16 protein-coding genes are annotated in these 23344 nt (G+C 25.1%); 14 read left to right on the top strand and 2 right to left on the bottom strand.

Annotation, left to right across the window (positions count from 1 at the left end; all coding sequences use genetic code 11):
• From CALAG_RS04530 to CALAG_RS04495, 8 genes are all read left to right on the top strand, one after another.
• Nucleotides 1–702: a hypothetical protein gene (locus tag CALAG_RS04530; protein ID WP_015232560.1), complete on the top strand. Its 702-nt coding sequence runs from the start codon at nucleotides 1–3 to the stop codon at nucleotides 700–702.
• A complete protein-coding gene (locus CALAG_RS04525; protein ID WP_015232559.1) occupies nucleotides 695–949 on the top strand; it encodes a hypothetical protein in 255 nt (84 codons plus the stop codon). The genes CALAG_RS04530 and CALAG_RS04525 overlap by 8 nt, the downstream gene beginning before the upstream one ends.
• Nucleotides 924–2792 (top strand): hypothetical protein, encoded by a 1869-nt coding sequence (locus tag CALAG_RS04520; RefSeq protein WP_015232558.1) that lies wholly within the window; start codon nucleotides 924–926, stop codon nucleotides 2790–2792. Before CALAG_RS04525 ends, CALAG_RS04520 begins: the two co-directional genes overlap by 26 nt.
• Nucleotides 2785–3693, top strand: a complete 909-nt coding sequence (locus CALAG_RS04515; protein ID WP_015232557.1) for a DUF4350 domain-containing protein — start codon at nucleotides 2785–2787, stop codon at nucleotides 3691–3693. Before CALAG_RS04520 ends, CALAG_RS04515 begins: the two co-directional genes overlap by 8 nt.
• Entirely contained in the window at nucleotides 3683–4594 is a 912-nt protein-coding gene (locus tag CALAG_RS04510; RefSeq protein WP_015232556.1) for an AAA family ATPase, read from the top strand. Before CALAG_RS04515 ends, CALAG_RS04510 begins: the two co-directional genes overlap by 11 nt.
• Nucleotides 4591–5745, top strand: coding sequence for a DUF58 domain-containing protein (locus CALAG_RS04505; protein ID WP_015232555.1), 1155 nt, complete (start codon nucleotides 4591–4593; stop codon nucleotides 5743–5745). The genes CALAG_RS04510 and CALAG_RS04505 overlap by 4 nt, the downstream gene beginning before the upstream one ends.
• Complete coding sequence (locus CALAG_RS04500) at nucleotides 5738–7429, top strand: hypothetical protein (protein WP_015232554.1); 1692 nt, start codon at nucleotides 5738–5740, stop codon at nucleotides 7427–7429. The genes CALAG_RS04505 and CALAG_RS04500 overlap by 8 nt, the downstream gene beginning before the upstream one ends.
• Nucleotides 7430–7876: 447 nt before the next feature.
• Complete coding sequence (locus CALAG_RS04495; RefSeq protein WP_015232553.1) at nucleotides 7877–8797, top strand: glycosyltransferase; 921 nt, start codon at nucleotides 7877–7879, stop codon at nucleotides 8795–8797.
• Between the two features lie 448 nt (nucleotides 8798–9245).
• On the opposite strand, the gene CALAG_RS04490 is transcribed toward CALAG_RS04495, so the two are convergent.
• Nucleotides 9246–10142 (bottom strand): glycosyltransferase family 2 protein, encoded by an 897-nt coding sequence (locus CALAG_RS04490; protein ID WP_015232551.1) that lies wholly within the window; start codon nucleotides 10140–10142, stop codon nucleotides 9246–9248.
• Between the two features lie 788 nt (nucleotides 10143–10930).
• On the opposite strand from CALAG_RS04490, the gene CALAG_RS04485 reads away from it, so the two are divergent.
• From CALAG_RS04485 to CALAG_RS04470, 4 genes are all read left to right on the top strand, one after another.
• Complete coding sequence (locus CALAG_RS04485) at nucleotides 10931–11815, top strand: class I SAM-dependent methyltransferase (protein ID WP_015232550.1); 885 nt, start codon at nucleotides 10931–10933, stop codon at nucleotides 11813–11815.
• Nucleotides 11816–12943: 1128 nt separating this feature from the next.
• Entirely contained in the window at nucleotides 12944–14065 is a 1122-nt protein-coding gene (locus CALAG_RS04480) for a glycosyltransferase family 4 protein (RefSeq protein WP_048816753.1), read from the top strand.
• 1667 nt (nucleotides 14066–15732) lie between these two features.
• Nucleotides 15733–16857, top strand: coding sequence for a glycosyltransferase (locus tag CALAG_RS04475; RefSeq protein WP_048816752.1), 1125 nt, complete (start codon nucleotides 15733–15735; stop codon nucleotides 16855–16857).
• Nucleotide 16858: 1 nt separating this feature from the next.
• Complete coding sequence (locus CALAG_RS04470; protein ID WP_015232547.1) at nucleotides 16859–17818, top strand: glycosyltransferase family 2 protein; 960 nt, start codon at nucleotides 16859–16861, stop codon at nucleotides 17816–17818.
• A 12-nt stretch (nucleotides 17819–17830) separates the two neighbouring features.
• Here CALAG_RS04470 and CALAG_RS04465 read toward each other — a convergent pair whose 3' ends face one another.
• Nucleotides 17831–18637 (bottom strand): glycosyltransferase family A protein, encoded by an 807-nt coding sequence (locus tag CALAG_RS04465; protein WP_015232546.1) that lies wholly within the window; start codon nucleotides 18635–18637, stop codon nucleotides 17831–17833.
• 1257 nt (nucleotides 18638–19894) lie between these two features.
• On the opposite strand from CALAG_RS04465, the gene CALAG_RS04460 reads away from it, so the two are divergent.
• Together CALAG_RS04460 and CALAG_RS08080 are read left to right on the top strand one after the other, a co-directional pair.
• Entirely contained in the window at nucleotides 19895–20947 is a 1053-nt protein-coding gene (locus CALAG_RS04460; RefSeq protein WP_015232545.1) for a glycosyltransferase family A protein, read from the top strand.
• Nucleotides 20948–22966: 2019 nt separating this feature from the next.
• Nucleotides 22967–23092: a hypothetical protein gene (locus CALAG_RS08080; RefSeq protein WP_281086577.1), complete on the top strand. Its 126-nt coding sequence runs from the start codon at nucleotides 22967–22969 to the stop codon at nucleotides 23090–23092.
• The last annotated feature ends 252 nt before the right edge of the window (nucleotides 23093–23344 follow it).

The raw sequence follows: 23344 nt of genomic DNA, 5'->3' as shown, positions 1-23344 counted from the left end.
ATGAAACTTAAAGAACTAGGTATTTTATTATTATCAATATCAATTCCAGTAATGGTATTTTCCATATTTGTAATTAACTATATGGAATTATTTTATGTTTTCTTGGGAATCTTCATAATTGGTCTCGCCTCTTTTTCAATATCAGATAATTATATTTTTCCTTATGTAATTAGGGAAATGATAGAAAGTTCAGCATTAAATATAGAGGCAATATTAGAGGAGTTTGATGCAAGGGGAAAGGGAATTTACTTAAATAAAGAAGGTAGAGATATCGCGTTTATACCTTATGAAGAAAATGAGTATTTTGAAAAAGATCATGTGAATAAAATAATTAGCTCTCCTTTAAGGATATTAAATGAAAGAGGTGTAACAGTTTTCATTCCAACTCCTCCAATAAATAAGGAAGGTGATGAAAGAGATGAATCTTTTTTAAAGAAAATTTTGATAGAGCATCTTGATTTAGCTGACGATGTTAAGCTAATTAAAAATGATGTTGAAAATAAATCAGAATTAATAATAAATATTATAAATCCAAAGGGAAGGTATTTAAACATACCTAGATATGAGAAGTGTTTAGGTCATTTAGAAAGTAGCATCGCTCTTTCATCCCTATCAAAATATTATGGGAAACCAATACATTTTGTTAGGGAGGCAAAAAATCAAAATGGTATCATATTAGAGGGTGAAATTTTAAATGGATAGATCTAATAAGTTTATTCTAACAATATCAATATTAATATCTTTATCGTTTATATCTTTAGCATTTCTTAATGTTAATGAACTTGGACCATATATAGGTTTATATGCTCTAATATATTTGGTATCATACCGTATAATAGCTCCACGGGCTAAAAAGAATTATATAGGTATAGCATTGTTATTATTATTTATCTCTATAGCTTTATTAGAGGTGTTAAGTCTAATTGGTATACCTGTCCCGAAGGTATGATATTATAATAACAATAGTATTGATAGCTATAATTATAGCGACAATAGCCTATCCTTTAATTTACTTTAGGTCTTATTATTCAGAAAAGATAGCAAATCCTTATGAAATAACAAGTCAAAACCTATTGCTATCGTTGGCTTATTATAAGGTAATGCATGAAACATATTTAGGAAATTATTCATATGCAAAATCAATTTTAAAATTAATAAGCAATACTTCTTTCATCAATAATCCTGAAATCAATGATTTAGTAAAAAGGTTTAACACTTATATCAACATGATTATTACACAACTTAATGAAACAGAAAATAATATTTCTCTAGGTTATCATTACCTAGAAATAGGGAATTTATCATATTCATATAACCTATCATTAATAGCATTAAATACGTTGAAGAAGGCTAACGCTTCTACACTATGGCTATCATATCTGGGTTCTGTTTTAAAAAATTCGATCGGTCCTTATTCGTATTTAACAAATGGTATAAATGAAATAAAGAAGTCTGAGGGGAATTTAACTTCTTTCATATATGAATTACAAAATGATATATATGAATCAAAAGGTAATGTATCTGTAAAGCTCTACTCAAACGTTTCATCTGCATGGCTTGGAAATACAACAAAAATTTATGGCAATGTCACATACTTAAATATAGGGCTAGCTAATGCTACTGTTATGATATTATTTTATAATAATGAAACCAATTTAACAACAAATGATTCTGGTAATTTTTCAATAAATTATAAAATACCTTACATTTATGAGAATAAGACATGTATTTATGCATATTTTATTCCTTATAAATATGAAAATCTAAGAGAAAACTCTTCATTTGTTTGTATTAAACTAAATTATTTCAAGCCTAAAATAAATTTAAACACAAATAATACTAATGTATTGCCAGATACCTATATAAAGATATATGGAAATTATTCAGAAAACAATACTTATAGCAACTTTGGTCAACAATATTTGTTTATAGAATTTAATAACAATTTAATAAAGGTAAGATTAAATTATAATGGTACCTTTAGCTATAACTTATTAATTCCAAATGTAGAAAATGGAAATTATACAATAAAAGCATTTGTACCATCTCATGAATTATATTATAAATCAACTTCATCTATAAATATAAAAGTTTATAGGCTTTTTACTAATATTAGTGTAATTACACCTTTGATAGCAATAGCAGGCCAGACAATAACAATTCATGGCAAGTTATTTTATAATTCAACTCCGATAAAAGGTATTATAAATGTTTATGCATTTAATGAAAATAAATCAAGCATAACTAATCCTGATGGAAGTTTTTCATTAAATATCAAAATACCAATATACTATATGAATTTTTACTCAACAATACTAATAAACTCAACAGCTAATGAGAACATTTATAATCCTGCATATGCAACTAAAAGAATTATTATAATTAATCCTCTTTTTATAGCCTTTGGTATAACTATATTATTTGGAGGATCAAGGTATGCCTATGCTTTAAACAAGGAAAATGAAAGAAAGAAGAAGAAAGAGAAGAGAGGAGAAGAGATTAGAAATGAAGTTAATAGAAAAAGACAAAACAAAATTGATTTAAAGAGAGAAGAGATTAGAAATGCATTTAATGTTTTTATTAATAATGTTAAAACTTTTTTGGGAATAGATTTGGAAGAATATATGACATTAAGGGAGTATTTTTCACTAATTAAGAATAAAGTTAGGAATAAAGAAGATATGTTTGATAAGATTAACAAATTACTAGAAAAAGAAATTTATGGATATGGATTAAGTGAAGAAGAGAGAAACGAATTGCTAATACTCTTATCGGTGAGGTTAAATGATTAGCAAATTAAATATTGGTTTATTTATTTCTATTTTTATAATTATTTGTCTAATAATCTATTTTCCAACATACCAACCATTTTCACCATTTAATAATGCTTGGGATGGATTTTCTTTATTATATAAAAACTCATCAGGAATTGTTGATAACCCATCTCAATTATCAAAAATTAATGGAATATTAATATTACCTGTTCAAATTAAGCCTAATAATTTAAATCTATATTATTTAAATTCATTTTTAAACAGAGGAGGAACTTTAATAATAGTAGGAAATGGATCAAATGTAAATTACTTGCTAAATGGTATTGGATCTAGCATATACACTTATAATTATACTGTTTTAGACAATGTTTTTAACTATAATTCACCTCTATTTCCATTAGCAATATTTAATTCAAGTAAAATTGTTCTTTTTTCAACTTCATATTTAAAAAATGGGAATACATTAGCTAACACATCATTCTTTTCATATATAAAACTAAAAAATAATGTTACATATGGTCCCTTTTCAGTTATATCAGAACAAAGCATAGGTAAAGGGGAAGTAATAGTTATTTCAGATCAATACTTTTTTACTAATTATTTAATTAGAATTAATAATCACAATAACATAGAATTATTAAAATTAAAGAAATATTATATAGCAACATTCCTGCTACCACAATTACCTCAATATAAAATGAAATTGTTAATATTGAACATATCAGAAATTTTTAATTACCCTTATGTTCAAGTTTTAATTTTTGCCTTATTATTTTTAATTTCATCAATTATTTACAACATATACCCTTCATCAAAAGAAATAAATTATCCAAAAATAGCAGATTTGATAAGGGAGCACCCAGATTGGGATGAGAAAATTTTGAGAAAAATACTTGAGGAGAGAAATAATGAAGCCTGAAGGAGCAGCTAAAATAAAAAATGAAATAATAAATACCATAGGTAAATATTATGTTGGAGGAAAAGAAGTTATTGAAATAATGCTTGAAAACTTAATTTCAGGAGGACATATATTACTTGAAGGATACCAGGGATTAGGAAAGACAACAATCGCGAAGCTTTTTTCCCAAGCAATTGGAGTTGAATTTAAAAGAATTCAAATGGTATCAGATTTGCTACCTTCTGATATAATAGGTACATCTATATGGGATCCTGAAAAAAAGGAATTCAAGATAAGAGAGGGACCAATATTTAGCAACATTGTTTTAATAGACGAGTTTAACAGAGCACCTCCAAGAACACAATCAGCATTATTGGAGGCAATGCAAGAAAAACAAGTAACAATAGATCTAAATACAATAAAATTACCGGACCCATTTTTGGTAATAGCAACTCAAGTCCCATATGATACTGGAGGCATTTTTCCATTAACAATAACTCAAATAGATAGGTTTTCATCTAAAATTGTAATTAGTTTACCTTCAAGAGATGAAGAGATAGAGATATTAAGAAGGGTAGATATTTTAGATACCCCATCTATTAAGCCAATAATAAACAAGGACTTAATATTTGATATGAGAGAAAGCATAAAAAATGTTAAGATAAGTGATGAGATTTTGGGATATATTTTGGATATAATAAATGAGGTTAGGAAATTTGGTAATTTGAGCGTTAGATCTTCTCTCTGGGTGCTTAAGTTATCAAGAGTAAACGCATTTTTAGATGGTAGGGATTATGTTATACCAGATGATGTAAAGAAGGTCTCATATCATGTTTTGAGACATAGAATATCAAGTGAAAGTGCTAATCCTGATAATATAATAGAAAATGCTTTAAGAAATGTTAAGGTGCCAAAGATTTGATTGGCAAGATCTTTTTAATTTTTTCATTATTTTTGATCGCATTTGGTATTTCATTTAAAATAATTGATTTTCTTGTTATTTCTTCCCTAATTTTAACATTTTCTATTATTGATTATTTATCAATAAGAAAGCCTAGATTCTATTTAAAACCTTTAATAAATTATCTAGAGATGAAAAGAGGGGAAGAATATAGCTTAATCCTTCATATAGAAGGCGATAGAAAAGGTGAAGAATTAATACCTCCATTTAGTTTTTGTAAAATTAACGAAGATAATTCAAAAAATTCTTTTATCATGATTATAAAACCTAATAAATCTGGTATCTATGAGTTAAATTCATTAAAGGTAAAAAAGAAATCATTTCTTTTCGAAAAAACTTTTTTAGTAAATGTTAACCCCCCAGTAAAATTTTCTGTTTATCCTAAATCACTAACAAAAATTAGAGAATTTTTATCTTTAGGCATAGGATATACAAATCCATCAAACATAACTGGTTTAGGTGAAGAATATGCCTATACAGATGAATTAAGGTCAGGAGATGATACAAGGAGAATTGATTGGAAGAAAACAGCCAAAACGGGTAAAATAATGGTAAAAAAATTTTACTGGGATTTGTATGGCGGTAGCAGTATAATAATAGACTTGGAATCAACAGATGAAAATTCAGCAGATGATATAGCTACAGAGGCTTTAAATGCCTTAAGGTTTTCATATTACATGAATTCAAAAGTCTACATTTATGATGGAGAAAAAATCAAAAGCGTTAACAAAAATATTTATAATGCTTTACTTTTAATTTTAGATATGCTAAAAAAATATTATCCCGAATACAATAGGTTATTGGATTATTATAAAAAAAAGACTGAAAAAATAAAAGAAAACATTAAAGATCTCGATTATATGCGTTCAGGAGATACAAAGGTAATTATAGTTTCACAGCTTTTAAGTGATTTGATTTTTAAAATTAAAGAATTATTTAATGAAAAAGTTATGGGTATAATAATACAGCCATCAAAGCCATGGATTTATATAGATGATATTGAGGTTAGCTATAATATAAGAAAAAGATACGAAATTAATTATGAATATGCAAAAAATAATGGATTTGAAATTTTTAAAAGCTTTAATGAAATTGGTGGACTAAATGAATAGGGATAAAATTGTTTTGATTTCATTTTTAATTTCTTCAACTGTGATAGGTATTGTATATGCTTATTACATGTTTTTATCAGGGAATGAAGGGGTTTATGGAATTTATGATATTTTTGGTCCCCTATCTAGGTTTCCTATAATATCTATCTTGTTTATTTTAATGGAATCATTGCTTTTAATTGCATCTCTAATCTCAACAAAAAAAGAAGGTAAAATAAGCACATTAATAATAATTTATTCTATAGCCATAATAATTATATTAAGGTATTTATGGCCTGATATATCAAATTACTATTACATGACAGATTTTGAGGATTCTTTTAATCATAACTTGCAAGCTACATATATAACGACTAATGGTCATATACAGCAAAATACATTTTCTTCATTGCAACCAGGTTATTGGTTAACCTTAGCCTTTTTTATACTAGAAATCTTTGGGAAAACTTCTTCAATAACTTCTCCACCATTTTATTTTATAATAAAGTGGTGGACATCAATATTTGTTCTATTATCGCTTCCATTTGTATTTATCATGTTTAGATTTTTTGGATTAAATAGAAAAGAAACGGGGGTAGCAATTATAACATATTTGATTTTATCACCAAGTTTTTCATATGTGGTTTCTAATGATTACGCATTGATACCTTTTGCTTTATCTGTTGCGTTTTTTGTTAGATCATTAAAAACCGGAGAAAAGAACGATTATATAATGTTCTTTATATCTTTTTTATTTGCTATTTTTAATCATCAACTCATAGCTTTATGGCTAGAGTTTGGCGTATTAGGTGTTTCCATTATATTGTTAATGTTTAAAAGGTATAGAATAAAATCATTTTATTTGCTATCATCATTTTTAGTCGCATATTTAATGAGGATAATCTATGCTAGTGGAAATTTGTTACAACAAAATTTTATTCCTGTAACAAATGAAATATCTTCTGGAGTTAAGACATTACCTCATTTATATTCAGAGGCAATAAGAGCTTTACCAGCTTATACATATGCAGTAAGCATTAAAGCAGATGATTATATATCGCTATTGTCTATTTCCTTTATAATTTTGTTATTATTCAGCCTAATTTATAAAAAAATTGAAATCCTGATTCCATTTATGTTTATGTTATTTAGCGGTTTAATTGCTGCATTTCAGGTATTAGGCATGGGAGGTGTTGGATGGGCTGATAGATTGCCTAAAGATCTTTTACCCTTAATTTCTTTTGGTTTTTCGTTACTATTATTTTATAAAATTAAAGATAAAAATGAAAATAATAAAAAAGATAAAAAAAATAAATCAAATAATATAAATTATGGTGTTAAAATTTTAGGTGTTTCATTAATAATTTTTGTCTCAATATTTTCATTATATGCAACTTGGGCAGGTTATTCAACTGTAGCTTTTCCATATAGCGAGCCTTTTGGTGAAGCTGGTATAGGTATAGGAATAACTAGTTATTTATCACCAAATTTTGATTTCCATTATTATATTGACTTTGGCCCACCATTTTTAAATGTAAATTCCTCTACAGGTTATTATGAATTTTCTTGGTCTTATTTTATATATGGTGTTTACGCCTTTTACCCTAATGCAACATATGATATAAATTCAATAAATTATGTTGCGAATGAATCAAATATAATTTTGATGACTCCAAGTGTTTATATAATAGGGAAATTCAGATAAATTAAAATAAGAATCATGTTAATGATTTTGTTTATTTATATTTTTAATAATCTTCAATTGACGTATTTATTCTATGGATTTATAGACATACTCTTATCAGATAAATTTGATTACCTCTTACCTTTTTTGATTTAGGTATTTTAATAAAACCTAGAGAAAAATTTTTAAATATGACAATTTCAAATTACAATAATTACAAATCCCTAGAATTTTTTTCAATATAATCTATTATAAAATTTATTTCAATAATCTTTAATATTATTAAAAATATAGGCAAAATAATATATATTTCAAATAGATATTTATATATTAAAATAAATAATCAAATTAGGGGATACTATTGAAAATAGCCATAACACGATACGGAGATCTAACAACTATAGACGGAGTAAATAGATATATATATATAACTTAGCAGAATATTTTATAAACAAAAATCACGATGTTTTGCTTATCTCTAATATTATATCAAAAGATCCAATAAGGTTTGGAAAAGAGATATTTAGTGTAAACTTAGAAAAGGCAAGATTTTATAGTTTTGGAAAATTTAATAATAAAACATCAGATATTCTTTCGTGGTACTATAAGGGTAGCAAAGCCGTTAAGAATTACGATGTTGTTATATTAAATGGCATTGTTCCAATTAGTCATAAAAGGAAAGTTGGAATTATTCATCATCTTTCTCCAAACTTAAAATCTATGAAATTTCTAATCTATAAATTTCTTTATAATAATAATAAAATAAACGTTTGTGTCTCAAATAAAGTTAGATATGAGGCAGTTAAAAAAGGCATTAATTGTGATCATGTAGTTAATCCTCCTATAAAATCTGAACTTTTTTCAATAAATAATTGTAAAGATAAAAATGAAAAGTTTATCTTACATACAGGAGCAGATTATAGAAAGCACCCAGAAGTTTCCTACGAAGCTGTAAAAATTTTGAATGAAAAGTTTAATCTTCAAATAAAATTAAAGATTGTTTTAAACTGGCCAATAGATAAGACCTTTAGTGATATAGAAACTAAATGTTGTATAAGCTTAAAAGAACTATTAGATCTTTATTGCAATTCTTATTTATTGTTAGCACCATACGAATATGAAGGATTTGCTTATACTATTGCTGAAGCACAAAACTTTGTACCAGTTATAGCGGGACCAGGAATACCTGATGATGCATATATAGATGGTCTTACTGGTATAAAAGTAAATACGCTAGATCCTTTAGATTATGCAAATGAAATATACAATTTGATAAAAAATGAAAAACTATATAATTTGATGAAGGCAAATGCAATGATATTCTCTAAAAGATTTGATATTGATAACATTGGCGAAAAATTTGAAAGCATTTTAAATTCTATAATATAGGCGAATTTTTATCAAAATCTTTATTTACATATATATTTAATTTAATTGAAAATTTAAATATATAATTATCTCGAGATAAGGATTTGTTTGGATACGAACTTAACCTTGATACATCATCAATAATAGAAGATCGTAAAAAATCATGTAAAGATTTTAAAGAGCCCATAATAATGATTGTTAATAGTTTCAAAATAAATTATTAGTAAACATAAATTACATTTTATACAATTTGTTAAAGAATTTATTATCATGTAAAGATTTATACAGTTTGTTAATAATATAAAGATATTTCTATTCATCAATATTTTATATGCCATATAGTTATTAAAAATAAAAATTATATTAATTATAATAATTTTTAAAAATTTTTAAATTTATGGCTAAATTAGACTAAAGAAATTCAATATATTTGAATTCACATTTTTAATTTTTTAAAATATTATATTAATTATTTTTCTGGCAAAACTTCATTATTTTTGTTTTTAAAATTATATAGAGAATCTCTTATTCCTTTAAATATACTTATAAATCGCATTGGTCTATAGGATATTATTATCATTGACGCCATTACGAGTTTAGATAAGAGTTTAATATTTTTTTCCCATTTAAGTATAAATGATGTTGATCCGAACGATTTCCAATAAAGTCTTTTATTTTCATCCATATTATTCCTATCACCACCTTCTTCGATATCTAAATGTATTATCCAAGCCCTCGGATCAAAAACTATATTAAAGCCCAATGATCTTATTTGTCTTTGTAAATCACTTTCTTCCCTAAAAGCCGTTGGCGTATCATATAACTTATCGTATCTGACCTTATTTAATATATCCCCATCTATAGAAAAGAAATGTGGAACATACTTGGCATATCTTGGACCATGCTTTATATCTAAAAAAACATAGCCAGTAATATCTGATAAGTTATCTGCAATTATAGTGTTTAAGAAAAAATCAGGATCAATGGATCTTCTTGCCAGATTTATAACTTTTCCTCCACACATACCTGCACCATTTTTTATATGTAATGAAAGTATTAGAGGCGTTTTATTATCTATTAAAATATAATCATCATCTGCCATTATTAATTCGTCGCATCCAAGTTCGTAGCCCAAGATAAGTATTTTATTCCTTGAATTCACACTCCCACTTCGGCCAATATTTACTTGATAATAAATTTTTTTATTAAATTGGTCCAAAATTTGCTTATACCTATTTGCTTCAACTTTTTTATCGGCATCAGCAACCACTAATATCAAATCTATATAATTATTGTTGTAAAAACTTAAAAGGGATCTATTGAATATTTCGGATCTATTATATGTAGGTATCCCAACACAAATCATTTTTATCCCAAATAAAAGATTTTAAGCAAGTTTATAAGTTTAATTAAATTAATAAATGAAAGATTAGAAATTAATAGCCAAACACTTTAAATCATTAATTTTGTAAAAATAATTTTCTAAAATAAATTCAAATAAAATACTTCATATATAGACATAATAGAATCTATAAAATTAAAATTTATTATAAAAAATATTATTTAGCCAATATAGAGGGATTTAAATACTTACATATTATAAAAATAATAAAGATTGTTGTCTTAAAATAATCATTAATGTATATAAATATAATAACTAAGAACCATATATATTTATATTATATTTTGCATACAATAAATTAATAAAAAATAAAGCTTTATTTTAGGCTGGGCATTAAAAACAAAACTAAATATTTTATGCGTTTAAAAAGTGATATAATAGATAATGGTTCAATTTTGATCTTATTGCAAAATATCACGATGTTATTATATATTGGGAAACAATTTCCAAATATTGATTAAAGAAATTTGTATAATACTATCCAAAAACAATTTTAGCTTATGCATTGAATAAATAAAATTAATATAATAAAATATATTTCGTAAATATTGGTCATGATATTATTAAACACTAATAAAATAAAATTTAAAATAGTTTAGTGTTCATTTGAGATTAATTTATTAAAATCTAATAATCTTGAGTTTAGTTTATCTATAAAAATCTTTTTGTATTATGAACACGTATAATTTTATAATATAGGGAATTATATAAATATAAAAACTTAGTTTTCTCATTAATAAATGGATTTAATTATGGATAATGGTTTAATTATAGAAGATGGTTTTAATAATAATTACGAAATGCAGACATTAAAATACCTTCTAAATACAAAGTTTTTAGAAACTATTAAAAGCTTTGATATAATCTTAAAATACAATAAATCTAAAAGTAGGAAAGTCAAATTAAAATTTAACAACAAAATTTACTATGCAGATTTTCCAACATTAAAATCGATACTATATGCTAAAATTTTTGGTTATAACATCGAAAGCAATGAAATAATAGTCAATTTCTTGAAATATAAGATAGGAATTCCAATAAATAAAATAGCAGGCCTAGATCCTCTTTGGGAATATATTAAGATGTTAATTAATTGCAAAAAACACAATAATAATTGCCCATATCCTACAAAAGTAAAAGGGTATGACATAATAGACATTGGTGGTTATATAGGGGATTCAGCTTTATTCTTTTATAACTTTGGAGCAAATCACGTTAAAGTTTATGAACCTGTATATTATGATTTAGCAGCTAAAAACCTTGAAAGGAATGGATTGCCTATAGATGTCGAAGCAAAAAGCGTTGGATATGATAAAGAAATGTGTGTCTCTGAAGATTTAAATGCAACTGGATTAAGAAAAGGAAATTTATGCTTTCAACTAATTACTCCTGAAGAAATTATACAAGATAACTATGATTTAGTTAAAATGGATTGTGAAGGACGCGAGATATCATTAGTTAACACTCCATGCAGTTATTTAAACAGAGTTAATTCATATGTTATGGAAGTACATTTTAGTTATGATAACGTTACAAAAATAATAGATAAGTTTAAGCTATGTGGTTTTAATAGATTTAGGGTTGTAAGAATAACCCCAAATGGATTTTTGCATTATTTATATATAAATAAGAAGTGAAAATAATATTGTTTTTATTTTGAGACATTAATATTTATCCATTAAGTGTAGCAATATCTTTCCAAAATATTAGGTCCCATTTTTAAACCTAACGGAAATAAAAATGTAACTGAATGAAGGTCCTATCATAGGATGAATTCAGCAACTTAACACCTAAAAATTTTTAGTAATATCTAAAATTATTCAAATAATTATTCTAATAATCTATATAACTAAAACAAATTTTAGTAATTAAGATATTAATAAAGAATAATTAAATCGGCTCGCGATCTAATAAATTCATAAATAAATGGTAATTCTTTTTATTGCAAAAATTTTCTATATATAATTGAATAATTTGTAATTCATATAAGCAGTGGCCAAGCCTTAATCCTAACTGAAAATTTATTCTCATAATCTATATGAGAATGAAATCTATATAAAGTCAAATGAGAATTATCAACTAGATTTATACTATTATCACAAGATATCAAGAGTAAATACACAGTTTCTTTTTCATTACTTGGAGATCTAAATACAAAATAATCTTTTTTATTTAATTTATAAAATTTATTAAATTTTCTATCTAAAACAAGTTTTAATAATAATTAATTCATATGTTTCCAAAGAAAGAAAAATTATTTCTGTAGTATTTTAAATATTTAACTTTATCAAAGAGTGTATAAATACCCAAGCTAGCTTGTAGAAATAGATCATCATATTCAAGATAAGAAATCTCTTCACCTTATTATTCTTCAATACCAACAGAATATTGATGTACAATATTTTTTATTTATTGTTAAGTATTTACGTTATTTAACCATCGTATTAATAACTAAAATTGCTAATTACTAGCATATCAAACTGATCTCTATCTAATATTTTAATCCTTAAACTATCTTCTACGTGATTTAAAAACTGATTTCAATTATATGCTTTAACTGCAACTGACATAAAAGGTCATGCTCCAATCTAACCCATAAATCAATATTTATTAAGCTAAAAATTTTTATGAAATTTTTATGAAATAGAACTAGATAATAGCTTATTACTATATTATTTGGTTTCTAATTTAACTCAATAAATTTATTTTAAACGCAAACAAAATAAATTTAAGTAAAGTATAGCAATAATAAAACGGTGCAAAATTTGAAAATATACCATATTACACATACCTATTATCCAAATATTGGAGGACTTGAGAATGTAATTAATAAGCTATCAAAAGCACAAACGAAACTTGGACATGAAGTTTATATAGTAGCACCAAAGATAGGTAATAATGCTTACTTTGATGATGAGAATGTGCTTAGAATAAAGTATTTTAAACTTGGGTACAATGATTTATCGTTTCCCCTTGAAGATACCCTTAATAAAATTAAAGATGCTGATATAATACATGCACACTCTCATTCATCATATTTTAACATTAGTATAATAAAAAAAGCAAAAAAGAAGGGATTAAAAACTGCACTATATTATATGGCAGTAGATTCTTTAAGGGATCATCCTAACCCAATAATAAGAAATGTTGGCTTTTTATATGCAAGATATTTAACAAAAACAAGCTTTAATTATACAGATTTAAAATTATCAAGAAGTAAAAGAGACATTGAAATACTAAAGAAAAACTACGGAATAAATGATGTACATTATCTTCCAGATGCCATTGATGAAAAAATAATGACGATGCCATCTCATGAAGAAGAATTTAGAAAGAAATTTAATATTTATAATGAAAACATTTTTGTTTATGTTGGCAGAATGCACTATTTAAAAGGTATAGAAATATTATTGAAAGCAATACCACATGTAATAAATGAAGTCAAAGATTTAAAGATATTGCTTATAGGTCCAGGAGATAACAGGAGATTTGTAAAGTTAGCAAAAAAACTAAATATTCAGAATTATGTAGAATTTTTAGGTTTTTTAGATGAGGAATTAAAATATGGAGCAATAGATTCTTCTATTGCTTTAGTATTACCTAGCCTAAGTGATCATGTAGAAGTTTATTCTGTTGTAGTTTCTGAATCATGGGCTAGGAAAAAGGCCGTTATAACAACAAATGTTGGAGAGTTATCTTACAGAATAAAAAACATGGAAAACGGAATATTGGTTAAGCCTTATGATCCTATTGATATTGCAAATGCTATGTTATTGCTTATTCAAGATTCTAATTTAAGAAAGAAATTAGGAGAGAATGGGCATAAAGAGATAAAAACGTGGGATAAAATAGCTCAAGAATCGATCAGATTATACAAAACTATTTAAAACATTTTATTGATTTACGTTTTTATCGTAATATTAGATTCTCAGACAATTTATAAAAGATTTTAAAAATTTTTAAAAGTGCTAGCTTTGTAAAGATCCTAGCTTTGATTAATTTTAAATCTATGATAGAAGAGATATATAGCAGATATCAAAATATATATTTAGGGAATTAATATGACAGAGCCTTATATATCAGTTATTGTTACTGCATATAATAGAAAACAATTTCTTCCCTAAGCTTTAAAAAGCCTTGAAAATCAAACTTTGGATCACAACAAATATGAAGTAATAGTTATAAAAAATTTAGTGATATAAATTCCTATAATATAATCAATAGAAACTCATGGAAAAACATAGTTACAAACGATACAACCCATAGTGGAAAATTATCTATAGGCATTGAGCAATCAAAAGGAAGTATTATAACATTCTTAGAAGATGACGATTTATATATGCCTGAAAGATTAAGTTATATATTATATTATGAGAATCATGTTAAGAATTAACGCTATTGTAGGGAAATGATATGTTTTCATAATGGAAGAAAAGATATCTATGTATTTGGAAATGAAATCATGCAAAATAAAAATTTTGAATATGAATATATCGTAAATCTAGGTTTAAGGAAAAATTGACTATCTAAACTTATTCTTAAAAAGAGGTTTTTTATTTTAATCTTAGTAGTATTGCCGTAAAAACAGATATTATTGAATAGGGGATTCATTTTTGAAAAGGAATATCAATGTGTCTTATCATTTAATTTTTAATATTGTACTAAACTATCCTTACGAAGTATGTATGATATTCGATCAAAAAATTAACTTACTTTAGGCATTCTTTATCATCAACCTCTAATCGTGCTCCAATAGAACAATTCGATATAAGGAAAAAAGTGCAAGTTTCTGACCTCCTCCCTGCCATAAAGACCAACGCTTGTCATTCTTTTTTCCTACAAAGATTTAACTTTATGGGGGTTAAGGGTGGGTCTCCTACCGTGAGTGAGGGGATGAATAGTCTCCTTATAGAAGGATTTATTATTTCGGGGAGAAGATTATTAGGCTTCAACTGAAAGCGCTGGGTCGTACCCTAGGGACTGGGGATTAAACCTGTGGTGAGCAAACCCTCCATAACCTCTCTTCCACATGGGGCATAACGAAACGGTTCCGTTCGATGAAACCTCCACTATGTGTAGGGAGATCGAGGTTGCTCTGAGAAGCAGGAAATCCCCATCTTGAGGTGAGGATGCCCTCCGAAAGGGCGGGGTAATTCACTGCTATCCAAAGCCTTAATTTATTGGAATTGAAATTTGGTAAAAATTTATTTAGTAAAGACGTTTGTAATACCGAAATTGAATTAAATACTTGCTTTATAGACAAACACAATTATTTTAGATCGCCATGTGACTTAATAAACTATTATAAATCTATGATGTATCAAGATTTTAATCCGAAATTATTTTTAATAAAATCTGCAGAATTTCTAATAGGATTTTCTTCCATTTTTATTAAAAAGTATTATTAGCTAATAAGATATAGCAGATACAAAAGAAATATAGACAAATTATAAGAAATTAAATTATTTTATTAATTAATTATATTAATATTATAGATAATTGGATAAATATTTAATTTTATGTATATACAGAATTTGCTCGATAAGTGATAATAATGAGATTAAAACTTTTAGTTATAGATGATACAGATTTATCAAGCTTTGACAAAGGGCAGCAATACAGAACTTATAATACCTATTTTTCTCTTTCTAAATATTTAGAAATAAATTTTCTATTACAAAAATTATCAAATCCTTCAAAATTAAGGTGGGCAAACTTTTATGTAGTAAATGATTTCTCAAGAACAAACAGTTTATTATATACGGACTACATATCTTTGTTTAATCTTAATTTATTTAATAATATAATGAAAATTATCAAAAATATAAATCCAGATCTAATAATACTTGAGCACATTTATGGTATAAACAGGCCATCATTACTTGCATCTAAGTTTTTGGGGGAAAAAATTATTTATAATAGTCATGGAGAAGAAATTGAGGTATGTAAAAATTCTAGATGCAAATCATTAATTTATCCCGTAGAATACAGTTTTTATAAGCTATCAGATTACATTTTTTCAATAAGCTATGAAGATGCTATAAAAGCTTGCTATTATTATAATTTGCCAATTTCAAAGTTTAAAATATTACCTATGGGTATAAGAAAAATAAGATGTAATAAACTTAACAAAGATTTAATAAGAAATAATGAGAATTCTAAAATTATTGCAGTATTTCATGGTAACCTTGATTATGAACCAAACCTTATTGCATTTCAAAAAATCTTAAATATTTCAAAATATTTTCAAGATATAAAATTTATAATATTGGGTAATTCGTTAAAAATTAAACCATTTAAAAGTGAAAACGTAGAATATTTAGGGTATGTAGAAGATATAGACCATTATCTTTGTTTATCGGATTTTGCAATTGCCCCCTTAGTGGAAGGAACTGGTGTAAAAACAAAGATTTTAGACTATATATCTGCTAGGTTGCCTATTATTACAACAAGGAAGGGGATTGAGGGAATAAACGTTAAAGATCTAGGTAATTATCCCATATTTGTATACGATGAAGTAAATAAAGACTTTTTAACTGGTATACAATACATTATGAAAAACATTGAAACTTTAAAAGAAAAAGCAATAAGGGCAAACATAAAGTTACCCACATGGGATGATGTTCCTATTTTAATGCTTAAATACATTTATGAAATAATAAATGTAAAGGGGGAATAAAATGAAATATTGCCTATATGGTACAGTTTACAATAATGTCAATACTGTAGAAAAAGCAATAGAATCAGTATATGATGCAATTTTCGACCAGATAGTAATTACTGATAATTTTAGTAATGATGGTACATATGAGAAACTTATAAAAATGAAAAAAGATTACAATTTAAAGATTTATAGGCTTAAATCATCAAGAGGTTTAGGGATGGCATATTCGTTAAAAAAATGTCCAAATAATTCGTTAACTGCATATATACATTTAGATGTAATATATAATAATATGTTAATAAAAATTATGGAAACTGAACTCTCAAAAGTAATAATATCAAATATCTTTCAATGGAGCTATGTTGCAAAAAAAGAAGAGATAATTAATAAAGGAAATTGGAGAGATTTGCAGGCTGCAGAAGAAATGGATCTCATATCTCGGGTAGGTATTGATTATTCAATACCAATTGTTATTGGATATAATGCTAGTTGGAAAATGAAGGATTCTGAAAGAAGGTATAGCAATGGATTTTTCAATTATGTAAAAAGAAAGTATAGGATTTATCTTGATCATATTAGAGGAAATGGTATATCAAAAAATTATTTAAAGCTAAAAATAAAAAACGATAATGAAAATAAAGAAATGCTATATAAGTTAATTTCTCCAGTATTTTGGAACATTTTATTCAAAATATCAGATCTTTATGGAAAATACCATAACCATGTGATCCCAAACGATTTATATGTTTATTTAAATATATATAAAAAGATCATTGATCCAAAAGATGTAGGATTAAATAATGAAAAATTTATGGCCTATTCTCCTAAAAAAATTTATGGAATAGATTTCATAACATATGCTGACAATGAAATAAAAAAGAAAATAAGCAATATCAAATGTGATTATATTAATAATAATGTAAAAATTTATTATATTAATAATAATGTAAAAATTTATTATAATCTATCAACATAATTAATGATAAAACTATGATTCAATTTCATTTTTGATTAAATTTAGCATTATTTTATCTTCCTCTTTTGCTTTGTTATTTTTTGAAAGGCTTTTATGATAATAATGAAAAACAGGATTATCTGGTACATATAAATAAGATAATCCTTTTTTGACTAATTTTACTCCTATGTATTGTTCATACATATGATAATATTTTACATTATTAATTTCAGGAAAATCTATATCATTGATTTTTTCTCTAAAAAATGCCATATTTACACCCCTAAATGGTAAAGATATACATTTCCCCTTTGGAATACATGATCCATGAAATATTTTATAGTTTTTCGATATAAAAACACCGTTTTTAAAATCCTTAAATAATATATGTGGTTTAATAAAATACTTTACATAAAAATTCCTATATAAAGATGTGATTAGTTTATCATCTGGACTTTTTATAATTTCTTTATTTTCATTTATCCATATATCCCTACTGCAAACTCCTGCATAGTTTTCTTTTAAACTATTAAAATAAATTTCATAATTTTTTATCCAATCCTTGGGTAAAATTACATCATCATCTGTTATTACTATTATATCGCCCGAGGCCTTATTTTTGCCAATATTAAGAGCATTTGTAACATGTCCTTTCTCTTGTTTAACAAATTCCATAGATAGATCTATATTATCAATGAGTTTTTCTATTATGTTATTACATTTATATATAACTATAACTTCATCTGGCTTTCTTTTTTGATTTTCTAATGAACTAAGGGCTCCTAATAAAAACTCATTACATAGGGTGGGAATAATTACTGATATCTTTAAGTTTTTCAAAGTTTTTCCCTTGCCTCATAATTATATTTAGCGTATTTTAGTTTAAAATTTATTAGGTAATTTTCAAATAAAAGTAAATATAAAAACTTTTTAGAAAATTTAATAAAGAATTTCATAATTTAAAACATTAAATTAATGAAATATAGCATGATTATATAATCTCCAATATTAAAATTTTTAAGTCACAGTTTTGGTTAAATACTTAAGTCTTATTTGTATGGTGCGATTCCTTTGCTAAATAAAGGATTTATAAACTGATAAATAAGGATCCAATTGATCCTATCGTATTAAAACATTTAATAATAAAATAATATTAAAAAGATAATAATATTCAAGGTTATTTTAAGCATAAATTTATATGAAAGGTGAAAAATAATAATGATTATTTAAAAGATTTATATGACGTTAAGTAATTAATATATATGTTAAAATTATTGATCAGGCTATCGAAATAACTCTGAAATCCAAATAAGTAGATTTTATTATGTTGATTCAATTATGGAATACAATTCTTTAAAAAAATTGCAAATAAAATAGAAAAGAATTATAATATTTTCTAAATCTCAAGAATTTTTAATCAAGATTTGATCATTAAGGAATATGTAGTTCAGGAATCTTAAAGGATTTAACAAAATATAATAAATTACCTGAGAATTTCTACTGATCAAATATAGTGAATGTTCAGGAATGATTAAGAAACGGCATTAAGTAAAAGATTATAACATTGTTAATATTTTTATACATAATTATTGATTAATCAAGCATTAATTAGCCAAAATAAGTAAAAGACTTAGTTTTATGCAATTAAAATAGATAAAGGCTAAAATTATATTTGATTATTATCAGAGACGTATGAACTAGTCTATTTAGATAAGAAATTTTAAGTCTATAAGCATTATAAGTTATTTTAATTTAAAATATTTGTGAATAAAATAATTTGATATCCTATATTAGATTATGTAATAGAAATATCTTAGAAAATTAAGGGGTAAGCCTTAGCTGTTTTGATTTGAAACTTTTTACTGCATAGCGTAAAGTAAGTCGTATTTACTATGGATATAATGTTATAAAAAATTTAATGTATCCTTTAAACATTTTTGTTTTATAAATCAATAGACATAGCTGATTAATCATAGACATTAACGTTAAGCCAAAATTTAATTAATTTAACAATATAACAGATATAACATGATAACATTAAATAATTACTAAAAACATAAATAATGCCAAAAATAAGTATTCTACAGGGTAATTATAATGTCTTTACCATATATAACAGCTATTGTTACAGCATATGATAGAAAGCAATACATAAGACAAGCTTTAGACAGCATTTATAGGCAAACTTTAGATAAAGATAAGTTTGAAGTAATTGTTGTTGCAAATTATGAAGATATTAATTATGATAAGTTAAAATACAACTGGATCTATACAAAGGATCCTAGATTAGGGACTAAAATTGTTTTAGGTAGTAAGGAAGCAAAAGGAGAAGTTATATCCTTGCTAGAAGATGATGATTACTGGTTAAAAGATAAATTAAAGTTTGTTTATAACAAATTTAAAGAATACAATTTAGATTACCTAAGACATCAAGTATTAATAACTGATGAAAATTTAAAACCCCTAGATAAAAATTACCAGCCAAGAAATAGCATATTTTTTGATAGGATATTTTATTCGAAAAAAATTAATAAAAAACTAATAAATTTAATGTTCATTGTATGGAATAATAGTTCAATAAATATTAAAAAAGATATTATAGAGTTCATATCAAATAAATTAAAATGCTTAAAGATGTATGAGACTGATAAATTAATAAATATTTCATCATTAATATTTGGAAACAAAATACTCTTTTCATCAAAACGTCTTTCTTTATATAGAATGCACAATTCATCAAGTACAATTTTGAAGGACTGGAGCAATTATTATGATAATAATAGAAAAAATATAAGATATAAATTGCTCTTAGCAATAGATACATTAATAATGTATAGAATTGTTAAAAGCTATATGGAACAAAAACTAAAAAACAATTGGAATTTAGAATCATATAAAAACAGGGTATATGATTCTTATTACAAATATAAATTTAGAAAAGATAATGAAGATTTTCGGGAATTAAAACATTATGCAGTAAAACAAATATTAAATAATTTTTTAAAAATACATGACTATGATTTTTTTGAATATTTAAAAGTTTTAAAAATACCTATTTGTGATTTATTCTCAATAAAATCAGAATTAAATATAAATTGTCCATATTTTAATAATCCAATTTATTTGATTAAAAATCTAATAAGATTGTAAATTTTTCATAGAAATTTATAATATTATAATATTTATTTTAATGATAATATTCTTTACTGATTAACTATAAAAATATAACTCTGCAGTATTCAATAACTCAGCAGTCTAAGGCTTAAAAACCTCAGGATACATGTGACCTAGGCTGGTAATATATGAAAAATAGAAATTAGAATTTATACAACAGACAGCAGGCTGATAGAGGAAATAATAATAACCATATTTTATAAAGAAAAGAAACTGCGCTGGGAAGATGAGCTTCTAAAATTGAACGAATATAAAACGGGAAAATCATACGAATATCCAAACATAATAATATTATTAAGTTTAAAATGAAATGTGTATTGCACCTAGATAAGATAGAGTTACAAGGTTACATGGAAGATTTATGCAATTTCCCTATGTCCGACCTCAGGACTTTCTGGTGGGAGAATATGCAAATTGGAAAAACAGAGAGTCAAGTTTTCTGAATCATCAACTGATAAGTATTACTGTAGGATTATTCCGATTTAAAAGTAGTGTATTGTAGCTAGTACAAAACGAAGAAGAAGTATAATAGGGTAAAATCTAGGGCAAAATTCCATGCTACCGTGAGCGAGGAAATAAGAAAGTGCGTTAACATCATTATAATAAAAGACATTGTAGGCCCCTCAAAAGAGTTTGAACTGCTTGTAGATCGTATATTTGACATTATAGAAAAGGTAGACACATAAGCATACAATAGGAACAACATTTTTAAGTATTGCAAATAGCTCTAAATCAAGGGAGTAATACCTGTAAAATCTAGCGCGTTGTAGTGAGGCAGGGGCACGCAATATAAGATAATTAGATATCAATCGGAATAGATAAGAAACCAAGATGAGGGAAGACCTTATACTCGTATTCTTAAATTGGATACGCACGATAGGAAAGAAATGCAGGATAAATAGAAGAAGAATATGAATAATAGAATGAAATGGATGCAGAGGTATTCTACTCGTGTTCCAATAGTAATTTGTAGAATAATTGCTCTCAAGGAAGAAAACAGCTATATAGAATGAGGTCTCAAGGAATTCAAACTTACTGAACTTGTTCGTTATAATGTAAAATTTTTACTATATCAATAAATTATAATTGTTTGCATGACTTGCCTTATAAATATTTTCTTACTTTTCTTAACTAAAGATAAGGAAATGTTTAGTCAACTAAAGGATTGTATTATAAACAATCTTTTAAATAATATAATCCTTATATATAACTTTGATAATATAAATCTATCTATATGGATTTTAATATTTAATTTTTGCAATCAATTTCAACTAAAATTTGAGTTAAACCTAAATTGCTTATTTAACGGCTCAATTCGTATTTTAAAATCTTACTTAGGTTGTAAATTCTATTCTTTAAGCTTATGATTTTGGTTATTAAAAGTATTTTTATAATATTTTTATAATACATATCAACATATTAAGATATTACATTTTCCCCATAATAACAGAGATAGTTATCCTTTCATTGATTATAATATTGATAAAGGATTAGTACTTTTGTTTTTCATTACTCAATTTAATTGAGAGAATTACACTTAAACTCTCATTTTATTTCAATAACCGTGGTTATTTCTTTATAAATTCCTTTAATTAAGAGATCCATAACAATAATACCTACAAACCAATCAGTATGGATATTAAAAGTTATTATTCGCATATTAACTATATCATTAAATGTAAATTTGAATGGGCAAATATGTTGTTTTTATAAATTTAAATTTCTAAATTTAATACAAATAATTAGGAATAAAACTTGCTATATAATTCTTATTACTTTATAAACAAATATTGTTAGAGCTTTTATTTACGAGATACACAATAAATTGTGTAGGTGAAAATATAATACAGATAGATATAATTATTACATATAATTCCAATCTTTCTTTACTAGCTAAACCAATAATTCCATAGATGGTTTTGCAAGTCATGTAATTATAGTTGACAGTAACTCAAACGATAAAGATCAAATTAAAAACTTTGTATATCCTCCAAATTGTACTTTATAAAAATAGATTATAATTCTAGTATATCTGATGGATTAAGAGTTGTTGTTAATTATTTTGTTAACAAATACAATCCTGAACTATTATTATTTTTAGATAAAGCAATAATACCTTAAGATGTCGGTAAGGTCTTTTAAAAATTTTTAAGAAAGTTAACTAAAAAAGTAGCAGCATTTACAATTGGCATTAGCAGAGATAAGTGCAAACATTTTTATAATATGTATGGAATATTTTCAGTTACATATATGGTCATCTGAAACAATTAAAGTTTGGCACGGAGAAGTTTCTCAGGATCAAGCTGACTTTGATATATTTTATGGCATAAGAAAAAAGGATATATAAGTTTATTCACTAGTTATGTATCTATG

Source organism: Caldisphaera lagunensis DSM 15908 (assembly GCF_000317795.1).
Classification (GTDB): Archaea; Thermoproteota; Thermoprotei_A; order Sulfolobales; family Acidilobaceae; genus Caldisphaera; species Caldisphaera lagunensis.
The sequence above is the reverse complement of the archived record's forward strand: the minus strand, read 5'-3'. Positions and strand labels throughout refer to the sequence as shown.

Coding starts and splice junctions, on each gene's coding strand:
- CALAG_RS04510 (WP_015232556.1), top strand. CDS start 3,683: ATGAAGCCTGAAGGAGCAGCTAAAATAAAAAATGAAATAATAAATACC.
- CALAG_RS04490 (WP_015232551.1), bottom strand. CDS start 10,142: ATGATTTGTGTTGGGATACCTACATATAATAGATCCGAAATATTCAAT.
- CALAG_RS04460 (WP_015232545.1), top strand. CDS start 19,895: ATGTCTTTACCATATATAACAGCTATTGTTACAGCATATGATAGAAAG.
- CALAG_RS04475 (WP_048816752.1), top strand. CDS start 15,733: ATGAGATTAAAACTTTTAGTTATAGATGATACAGATTTATCAAGCTTT.
- CALAG_RS04515 (WP_015232557.1), top strand. CDS start 2,785: ATGATTAGCAAATTAAATATTGGTTTATTTATTTCTATTTTTATAATT.
- CALAG_RS04500 (WP_015232554.1), top strand. CDS start 5,738: ATGAATAGGGATAAAATTGTTTTGATTTCATTTTTAATTTCTTCAACT.
- CALAG_RS04530 (WP_015232560.1), top strand. CDS start 1: ATGAAACTTAAAGAACTAGGTATTTTATTATTATCAATATCAATTCCA.
- CALAG_RS04525 (WP_015232559.1), top strand. CDS start 695: ATGGATAGATCTAATAAGTTTATTCTAACAATATCAATATTAATATCT.
- CALAG_RS04470 (WP_015232547.1), top strand. CDS start 16,859: ATGAAATATTGCCTATATGGTACAGTTTACAATAATGTCAATACTGTA.
- CALAG_RS04485 (WP_015232550.1), top strand. CDS start 10,931: ATGGATAATGGTTTAATTATAGAAGATGGTTTTAATAATAATTACGAA.